The sequence below is a fragment of the Synechocystis sp. LEGE 06083 genome, assembly GCF_015207725.1.
In the GTDB taxonomy this organism is placed as follows: domain Bacteria; phylum Cyanobacteriota; class Cyanobacteriia; order Cyanobacteriales; family Microcystaceae; genus Synechocystis; species Synechocystis salina.
Genome location: NZ_JADEWJ010000454.1, coordinates 1 through 1,309, shown reverse-complemented (window position 1 = coordinate 1,309; position 1,309 = coordinate 1). Strand labels below are relative to the sequence as shown.

Genomic DNA, 1,309 nt, shown 5'->3' with positions numbered 1-1,309 from the left:
ATTGTTCCCAAACCAAAACCACGATACACACTCGCTGAGTTGTTAGCAGCCTCTGATTATTCGCAACCACAGCCATCTGAGGAGCGTGAGTGGGTTGACGCACCCAGTGCAGGTGTTGAGTTAATATGAAGCGTGGCGATATTTTTCTTGTTTCTTTAGACCCAACAGAAGGACGCGAGCAACGAGGCAGTCGGCCCGTGCTGGTTGTGTCCCCAACAGAGTTCAACCAGGTAACCAAGTTGCCAGTCATTTGCCCAATCACCAGTGGGGGAGAATTTGCTAAACGAATCGGGTTTGCGGTTCCAATCACAGGCATAAAGACCACAGGTGTTGTTCGATGCGATCAACCTCGTGTTCTTGATATTGGCGCACGAAACGCTCGGAAGGTGGACACTTTGCCGGAAGAAATTATGGATGAAGTGCTTGCCAAGATCGCCCCTATATTCGAATAACTAATAAAAACAAAAAAAATTCATCAAATTGCCGTTTGTTTTGCGATCCAAATATCGAGAATTCAACCCCAGGTATTTGCGTTCAATTTCTGCTTGAGCTTTGTTAGTGGAAACAAAGAGAATTCGATTAAGCGGCACTTGCAGTCGGTTTGAAATTTGATCATAGAAAAATGGATCAGGTTTTTTCAGGCCCATTCTGCAACTGAAAGCACAGTAATCAAAATCCAAAAGCCACGGAAAGTTTATTGATTCTGCTTGTGCAAAGCTGAGGTTTGCGCAAATTGCTACTTTCTTATTGCGTGTTTTAAGCATGTCTAAAACATCCAAAACCTCACGATGAAGTGCCGGGTATCCAGCTTCTGGAGGGGTGAGATCAACACCAAGAGATTCTAAATCAACGCCCAGATCCACTAGCAGATCAGAAATCGGGACGTTTTTTGTCAGAAGCTTGTCTAAAAACCCAGCGCGAAGGCCTTCCGGTACGTCAAGTCCAGGTGGAATCATCGGAGGGGGAGGTAGAGCAATTAAAGTGTCGAAGAGATCAAAACAAACGGCATCATACGAAGCCTCCAGCTTGTCGGCTTTGTAGGCCGTATGCTCTGCCCAGAGACAGAACTCGATGACTTTTTCTTCCAGCTCCCACCAACCTGAAAGTTTGGAAAAGAGGGTGGCAAAGTTTTCTGGCCAATCCGTTGCAGGGGGGATATCTTGCCCCAACGCTTCCAAAAACTGGACGTAAAACGCGATGTTTTGTTCGTAAGGCGATTCAAGATAGCAGCTCCAACGGGGCTCCAAATCTGAATCCATTTTTTGGCGTCGGCAAATAAAATTAAAAGTGTGGATAAACCAATCTACAC

At 45.7% G+C, this 1,309-nt stretch carries 2 protein-coding genes; one reads left to right on the top strand and one right to left on the bottom strand.

Annotation, left to right across the window (positions count from 1 at the left end; translation table 11 throughout):
- The first annotated feature begins 125 nt into the window (after positions 1 to 125).
- Positions 126 to 452: a type II toxin-antitoxin system PemK/MazF family toxin gene (locus tag IQ219_RS19690; RefSeq protein WP_194073747.1), complete on the top strand. Its 327-nt coding sequence runs from the start codon at positions 126 to 128 to the stop codon at positions 450 to 452.
- On the opposite strand, the gene IQ219_RS19685 is transcribed toward IQ219_RS19690, so the two are convergent.
- Positions 453 to 1,309: HAD family hydrolase (locus IQ219_RS19685; protein WP_228017413.1), on the bottom strand; the 857-nt coding region annotated here is incomplete at its 5' end.